The organism is Fodinibius roseus, assembly GCF_900129315.1.
Lineage (GTDB): Bacteria > Bacteroidota > Rhodothermia > Balneolales > Balneolaceae > Fodinibius > Fodinibius roseus.
In genome coordinates, this window is the sequence record NZ_FQUS01000050.1 from 1 (window position 1) to 7913 (window position 7913).

The following is a 7913-nucleotide window of genomic DNA, read 5'->3' on the forward strand; positions in this document are numbered from 1 at the left end:
CGCTTGACCCAATGACCATTAACCGCTAATATCGCTGATGGAAAGTGGCACTATATGCTCCGAAATGAGTGGCACCATATGACCGAAATAGCCACCTGAAATAAAAAAACTTGCACAAGCATAGAAAAGGCTCTGATTTTAAATAAACACTATGAAGAAACATTATAATGGCGTTTACTGAAACGGATAAACTCTCTTGCTAATTTATGGGCGGACCCGTGTTTTATGACGAACTGAAATTTCCGTGGAATGCGGTATTCTTTCAGATAGGAAAAAGTGAATGAAGCTTGTTCGCCTTTGCGAATGGCACTGGTAGAAAAAACTCCGATAGCTCCGGAGCCGGGAAGAAAAGATTTTATACTTTCCGTACTGCCCAGAGAAATTAAAATATTAAGGTCGGCCAAGGTTAGTCCAAGTTGTTTTAATGCTTTTTCAAAAACTTCCCTCGTACCTGATCCAGTTTCCCTGATAACCAAAGGAAGTTCTGACAGAGTTGTTTTTGGAAATATGTCAGGGATAGATATTGGTGAATCAATGTGGCTAATAAAAGCAATCTCATCATCTTTGAAAGGAATATATTCAAAATTTTTTAGTTTCCGATGTCCCTCCGTTATACCCACATCTATCAGATCATCGTTAAGCTGAGTATTAATTTCAGAGGTATTCCCGGATGCCAAAGAAATCGATGTTTGGGGATAAGATTCCTTAAAATGTGCAATGACTGGTGGAATAAGATATTGAGAAATGGTGGAACTTGCACCAATACACAGATTCCCCGCTTGAGTTTCGTTCATCAAACCCAACTCATAAGTAAGATTTTGTATCAACTGATCGATATCGCTGCTATATGAATATGCCAGCTTTCCTGCCGGAGTTAACTCTATACTATTACCTTTCCGGTTAAAGAGCCGTGCACCTAATTCCTGTTCAAACTCCTGAATATTTTTAGTGATGGCAGGTTGGCTCATGTAAAGTTCACGAGCTGCTTTGGTATAGCTCAAGTGTTTAGCAACAGTAAGAAAAATCGTTATTCTTCGAAGATTCAAAAGATAATTTGCAATTTTGAGGCTCTAAAAAATTTACTCTGATTTATTACCAAAAATTTCCATTTTTTCTCAGTCAGTCCTTCACCCCTACACAAATCCTATAAAGCAGTAACCTTTATTTCACAAATATGAGATCATCTAAAATTCTACCCACAGAAAGTAAATTAACATTATTCATCAGCCACTTTAATGGCATAATAAATGATGGACCAGAAAAAACTTTGCTGACCAAGAGAATCTACCTGTCATATCGGGCCTCGTTCACCTTTAATTTAATTTCGATTAATTATCGGAATCAATACCGATGATAAGATTACAATTAAAACTAAAACATATAACTATACCATCTGCATGAAATGGATATAACAGTGACTCTTGCTGCTCCACTTTATGCTATTAGCGTATCACCCAGATCACAATACGAGTAGATTTATTAATCTATTAACCAGTATCTTCTCCAGATTCTTGTTCTTGAGTAAAACGCCGATATAATATTATAACCCCACCCAGGGCGATAATGAAAAGTACAAGAGGTATTAGATAACCTAGATAAGCCGGGCCAATTCGCTCTATACCATTCTCTGAAAGTAATGCAATTAAACGTATCAAATCTTATTCCTCATCTTCTTTAGATTTTTCATTTTTAAAATATCGCCACATAGCAACGAACATACCTAAAAAAGATGCGATATAAGAAATTGACATACCTAGCACTATAGTAAACGCCTCATCCATCTATTTCCTCCCAACGAGCAATTTTTTCCAGATCTTCCAGATATTTCGCCTGTTTTTTTTCATATTCTCTTGAGATCGACTGCATTTTAGGCATTATAATCAGTATACCCAGAATGCCAATCCCTACTGATAAAGCAAGTGTAATAAAACCAATAGGCATCAATAAAAAAGAATATATGGTTCCTATTATTATTCCAACAAAAGATAATGCCACAAACAATGCCGCTATTACATCCTCTTTGGTCCAAAGCTCTGCTTCTTCTTTTGTCCAGTTTCTTTTCCAAATTTTCATTTTACCTCCTTATTACTTTGATGATATTAAATTAATCCTTGACGTTTCGCTTCTTCTTTTACAGGTCCCCACCAACCAATCGGTCGGGTCTGTACGTAAAATTTCACCAAATGGGGCAAGGGTTCAGGTTTTGTCAGTAGAGTTATCGGGATAAAAACCAGGGTACCCAAAGCCAATAAAATCCAAAATTGCATATAATTGGTTAATTCTGGTATAATCCCATACGCTGGTAATACCCATACAATAAGCCAGCTGAAAACGAGATTGGCAATCCATGCCGATAAATATCCCCACGCATTGAAACGCCACCACACCACCTGTAAAATACTGGGAAGCCAAATTCCGGCAAACATAATCCACATTGCGAAAATTAACCACTCTGTAATTTCAGTAATCATCATACCATACAAAAACGAACCTAACATCAAAACTAAAGTCGAAATTCTCCCGACCCACACAAGATTCTTTTCGGATGCATCTGGTTTTATATAATGATGATACAGATCTCTTGTTGCATACTGGGCACCAAGATTCAACCGCGTTGAAATTGTAGAGAGATGTATAGCAATGATTCCAGCTACAAACAAACCCACGACTCCTACAGGGAGATGCTCAAATCCGTAAGTGTACCACATTGTTTCAACTTGCCCCACATCGGCAAATTGAGGAACCAAGGTAAATAATCCAAGCATCGCTGCAATCCATATTCCATTCCGAAACAGAACCGCCGCTCCTCCAGCAAGCATTGTAAAGGAAGCTTCCATTACTGTTTTAGAGGATTGGATTCGCTGAGCTTCCACATACCAATCCGAATTTGTGCCAATCCCTATACCGCCCAATGTGGCTATTACAAGCATTGTAAGAAACCACATTACCGGAAAATCTCCTGTAAACCAACCACTGAATTTAAATGGACTTAATCGCCAATCCTGTCCCTTCCGGACATTTGTTGCAACCGTACTCCAGGATGTGCCGCCATCGTTTGACCATTCAATTGTTTGGTTTTCTATTGATTCCTTCGAATTCCATACAATTTTATATGACTCTCCACTGATTAATGTGTCTCCTGGATGAGGAAATACGATATTAAAATCTGTATCTGTATTATGTTTTGAGAATTGGTCTTTCTCTTCCCCCTCTAATTTTGAGCTATTGCCTTGGAACATTTCTTCATAGGTTGGAGTAGCTTTGTCCACTTCGTCGGTATCTGCAGGGGGACCGACAATGGAAAAAGGATCTCCCATGGAATATTGTCTCTGTTGGTTCTGTTCCTCACCAGTTATCCGAAGGTAGGTTTTATCAGATGGGGAGGTATCATCTGGCACAGTCCAAGTATAAGTACTATTCATCTGCTGCACCTTTTGGATAATCTCCGCTGGTCCTCCGGCACCAATAATTGCCCATACAGAAACAATAAGTATCAAGGCAAAAGCAATAATTCCCTGTTGAAAGTCCGCAATCATAACACCCCAGTATCCAGCCATCAACACATATATTCCAGCCAGAGAAGTGAATCCTACTATACCTATCCACTGTGGCCAGCCAAATAAGAAAAACGTAATTTTCCCCATGGCAGCTCCCACCCATCCCAGAATAAACATAGCCATAAAAAATTGCCATCCGCTAACCCAACCCCGAAGCATCTCTGCCCCAAGCCCATTAAACCGCAAGGTTTGCCATTCGGCTACGGTACCTGCCAGAGATCTACGGAATATTCTGGTAGAGATAAAAGCGCTTACCGCAACCCATACCGGAAAAAAGATATACCAAAGTGCAGAAACTCCATAAAGATACACCACTCCCATAACAAAAATCGCAGTGTCGGTAGCTGTATGTGTTGCATAAACAGATATACCAGGCAACCACCAAGGTAAATCTCGTTGTGCCAAAAAGTAATCGTCTTCAGATCGACTTGCCAGTCGATAAAAAGCAATCCCACTTCCTATCATTAGAAATAGAAACGTAAAAATCCATATCCAGTCAAGCGTTAATAAATAATCCAATACTATTCCCTGTTATATGAGTTATATGATCCTGGTCATTTTAGAGTGACTGATCCCCTTATGATTTTTGCTGCAAATAAGGTTTATAGCCAATAGGTTCCATAGCCTGCAATCCGAGCCACTGAATGAGTTCCCTGACTTCATTTTCTCGATTTACATCAATAAAAGCCATGTGGTGCGGAACATTATTCACAAAAATGGTATTTAGAAAATCCTGAGTATCTACAGGTTCTTCATCCATTTTGATATTGCGAAACCATCCGCCACTTCCATTATAATGAGGTTTATCCCGCTCAAACATCTCGCCGGTGGAAACGATGGCAGACTCCTGATTGTCGAACAAACGTAACATGGTGATCTCAGTACTTTTAAATCGTCCTTCCCGAACCACTCCGCTTGATTTTCTGTTAAAATGATTTTCGAGGGAGAAGCCATTCGAGTCATACCAGCAATCTGGATTGTTACCACAATGCCATGTGTAGATTGCATCTTCTTGTTTGTCCCATGCTGAAAGATCCATTAGCATCGGATCTGAGTTTGAAAGATACTTCAATGCGAGTAATGAAATAACACCCATCACGTCACCTTCGCATGCGGAAACACTAAAATCTTCCATAATTCGCCCCATCGAAGAACATACCATCACTCCCAACTCCTCGGGAATATGCGGCCAGCATTGGATAGCTAAACCATTGGCATCGTATCTTTCCAATAGTGCTTTAAACGTATTCTCAATACTCACCGATTTCTGCAGATGATCTTGAGATACCTCAACTCGTGCAGCCTGAGTTTCCAGTTCTTTTACTTTTGATTTTTTTTGTCCCTGTGAGTGTACTGTATGGAATTCATCATAAAATTCCTGAAGCTCAATCTTTTGAACTCCAATACCAAACATATCCTTTACTTTTTCTTCATCAAAGACCAGATTATGAAACCCCGGTGCGTGATCTCCGATCATCAGTATTTGACTCGCTTGGATATTTTTTAAAGCAGTAAGTGCTCTGATTGTTACCGTCAGCCGTAGAATAAAATCTTTGTCATCGGCAAAACCATAAAACCATTTAACTGGATTTTTATAATCAGGAACATACACTCCTATTTCACTCATGTAGAGATTTGTTGCACATATAGAGTTCAGAGGCAACGGTCCTGATTCGGTGGTCTCGGGGACCGCCCAAATCCCCAACCGTATAGATGTTTCCAGGAAAGGCAATAGCATATCTCCATCAGCAAATGAGGAGTTCTGGATTAAAATAAAATCAATATCTTTTTCTTCTAATTCTTTGCTTACACGCCGGGCATCCTCAATGGTTTCCATCCCTTCCCGGACAGGATAAAAATCAAATTCTAACTCAGATGATAATTGTTGAAGGCGCGCAATACTGTCATCCAGTACCCCCCGCATATCACCTTGAAAATTTGATCTAAACGTTCCTGCTAAGGCAAAACGTATCTTATCCATATAGCCTTATATACTTAAACCTTATTAACAATTTGGGTATTTATTTTTCCAGTACTGCAAAAAAGTTTCTAAACCAGAAACTATCTGAGGATGATAGAATATTTGTTCACCTGTTTTTAAATCTTATGTTAGCTGCATTACTCCAGCCATTGCTTTTCTACAACAAATATTTGAAGCACTCCAAGGCAGCAACCAACAATCCATCTATAAAAGTTGTAGTTTTGCTTCGAATAACTGCTGCCAATAATTAATTGACCTGTAAGGTACAATTCCAATCGTTTTATGCTACTATTTTCTTTGCCTATTAGAGTACTTTATTTGCATTTAACAAAACACCCAATAGCTTGTTCTTATTAAGTAATGACATCTATTACATACCACAGTAGCATAACCGGCTCCGCTCAATAAGTTTCATATAGAAAAATTGTCTATTCAGAATTCAGGATATTCTCCTTTTTTAATGCAGAGATAACTTTTTTATGCGTACGTTCCTATATTCAACCCAGTTTGCGGGTGGGTGCACCTGAAATCCTATACGGCCTCTGGCCCCCCGATTCACATGAGCCTCTCCGGTTTTACGCTTATTGACATATGTAACAATATGATCGTCCCGGACATAAATTTTAAAAGAATTCCACTGTTCAGACCTGAATATAGGACTGTGCCACAGATCACTGGGATACGCACGGGCGACATTGTAAATTGACCCCGAAGGATTTTTAAGATCATAGGAATGATCGTCTATAATTTGGACCTCATAACCCAGGGTAGCTGGGCCGATTTTTCTCTCCTCTGCCGCCTGTTCCCAGGGGAACCGGAGACCTATTCCTGCGTTTCCTCCTTCACTTATACGGACATCGAAAGAAAGAATATAGTTTGAATATTCTTGAGTTGTGAAAATCCAGGAAATTTCTTTGGGATTTTCTCCACGGAGAACTCCACTTGTTAAAGACCACTCTGCACCACCATCCCAATAGACATCAAAATCATTCATCGACTTATCTGCCAAAAAATCGACGTACTCCCCGGGAGCCTGTTCTGCCGCCTCTTCCATAAGCTGCCATGAAGGCTTCTCTTTTTGTGGTAGTTCCATGATCTCAACATCTTTCCAGCTAAAATGAGCTTTATCACGACCCCCATGCAATTGCAACCCTATGGCACCTTTATTGGAACGTCGATCATAAATTTCAGCCATTTTCTCTCCATTCATATATGTGATAATATGATTACCTACACAATGAACTTCAAATTGATTCCATTCTCCGGTAATCGACTCCTTGTAGTAGGATCGTGCAAGATCATAAATTGCACCATTTGTATTGCGCATATCGTTTTTATTAACCTCTCTTTCGTATATTGCCCCTCCCTCATACACTTGAACCTCATATCCATTAAAAGCGGGACGGTAGATTTTGGCGTGCCCGGGATCCCGGATAAGTATTCCGCTATTGCCCTTGGTGTTCATCTTAACCTTCAGTCGCAATTTAAAATCAGTAAAATCTTGTTCCGTCACCAGCCAACCACCTCCTGTTTCCCCCTCGTTGCGGGTTACATGCAGATGCCCGTCTTCAACATGCCAGTTTCCAGCCCCGACTACTTCCCAACCAGTTAAATCTTTCCCATTAAACAGAGGTTTCCATTCATTCATTTGACGACCTTCGTCCGGTTCGGAGTTTCCCTGCTTTATACATCCCTGAAAAGAAAAAATGATTATTAAGCTTAAAACTATTCCCTTCATATTTAGATCCTTTATTTTTTAAACATCAGATTTGAGTTTTCTCAATCGGATTTTCCAGTATGGACAAGGATAATCATCTGCCCGTAGACAGGATTACGGCTCAATCAACTTAACTCCATTTTAAATCATGCATGATAACAAAACCCATTCACCCAACGACTAATCGTGTTTTCAGCATATAACTGGGCCTATGAGTAATCCTATCCAGATCTTGAATGCCTCGCAAAGTGGAATTGCTGCAATTCGAAAGGGGGTGTCTCAACATCCCGTTAATCAACGGATTAATATTATAAATCAGCTGTGATTTTTCGTCTATGCCACCAAAGGCCGACATCTGCTATTAAATTATGGCATTCGTATTATTTCGCATTCGTTACAAAGACCTGACCCGGATATTCTTCCAGCGACACTTGGCCCCCTCTCTCCACAGATCAGCTCCCCCGTGTACCTGCAGGGCGATAGCACCTTCCCTGCCCAGCGCCTGAAACATCTGCTCGCGGTCATAGCGGGGATGAGGCGTGGTGGCGGCGTCAAATTCAGCAATTTTTGTATAATTAATCCACGTGGTTATGCGCGGATACTTCCCCACGCAACGAATCCGCAGCGTATTCCACCGGCCCGTTTTCCAGGCCGCCAA

6 protein-coding genes are annotated in these 7913 nt (G+C 40.2%); all 6 read right to left on the reverse strand.

Translation table 11 applies throughout. The features are described 5' to 3' along the window. Window positions 1–149: 149 nt before the first annotated feature. The gene (locus tag BUB16_RS20775; RefSeq protein WP_073068742.1) at window positions 150–1046 is read right to left on the reverse strand and encodes a LysR substrate-binding domain-containing protein; all 897 of its coding nucleotides are present in this window, start codon (window positions 1044–1046) and stop codon (window positions 150–152) included. Between the two features lie 727 nt (window positions 1047–1773). Beyond that, on the reverse strand, window positions 1774–2073 hold the full coding sequence (locus BUB16_RS20780; protein ID WP_073068743.1) for a hypothetical protein: 300 nt from the start codon (window positions 2071–2073) through the stop codon (window positions 1774–1776). 26 nt (window positions 2074–2099) lie between these two features. After that, window positions 2100–4076, reverse strand: coding sequence for a sodium:solute symporter family transporter (locus BUB16_RS20785; RefSeq protein ID WP_211483260.1), 1977 nt, complete (start codon window positions 4074–4076; stop codon window positions 2100–2102). A 58-nt stretch (window positions 4077–4134) separates the two neighbouring features. Continuing rightward, window positions 4135–5538 carry a hypothetical protein gene (locus BUB16_RS20790; protein WP_139240410.1) on the reverse strand — a complete coding sequence of 468 codons (1404 nt, stop codon included), beginning with the start codon at window positions 5536–5538 and terminating at the stop codon, window positions 4135–4137. A gap of 457 nt (window positions 5539–5995) precedes the next feature. Further along, a complete protein-coding gene (locus BUB16_RS20795) occupies window positions 5996–7186 on the reverse strand; it encodes a 3-keto-disaccharide hydrolase (protein ID WP_170864487.1) in 1191 nt (396 codons plus the stop codon). Window positions 7187–7649: 463 nt separating this feature from the next. Then, window positions 7650–7913, reverse strand: a 264-nt coding sequence (locus tag BUB16_RS20800; RefSeq protein ID WP_170864488.1) for a 3-keto-alpha-glucoside-1,2-lyase-like domain-containing protein, incomplete at its 5' end; no start/stop codon positions are given.